1 pseudogene is annotated in these 384 nt (G+C 76.3%); it reads left to right on the top strand.

Annotation, left to right across the window (positions count from 1 at the left end):
- Positions 1-220: pseudogene (locus HYE82_RS37435) on the top strand (hypothetical protein); the annotation flags it as partial.
- Between the last annotated feature and the right edge of the window lie 164 nt (positions 221-384).

Consider the following 384-nt stretch of genomic DNA (forward strand, 5'->3'; position numbering starts at 1 on the left):
GGAGGGCCGCTGCGAAGCCGAGGGGGAGGGGCTCGCGGACGGGGAGGGCGAGCCCGGCGGAGACTCCTGCCCCGCCTGCCAGGCCGGAGGGGTCTCGATGACCGTGGGAGCGGACCGCGCCACCGGCGGTGTATGCCGGGTCGTGCCGACCACGAACTGGACCGTGGCGAGCACGGCAGTCACGCTGGCGGCCGTGCACGACAGCCATATGAGCAGGTAACGCGGAAGACGGGGCACGGCCCCATACTGGCCGACGCGCCGACCGGCCCCGCACCGGCTCCCCCCCCGGAGCGCGGGGGAGCCGGTGTCACCCGTGAGCCGGCCAACGCCGACGTCCTCCGGACCCGCGGACGGGTCGGAGGACGTGGCGGTGGGGGTGTGGGG

It is taken from the genome of Streptomyces sp. BR123, assembly GCF_013401435.1.
In the GTDB taxonomy this organism is placed as follows: Bacteria; Actinomycetota; Actinomycetes; order Streptomycetales; family Streptomycetaceae; genus Streptomyces.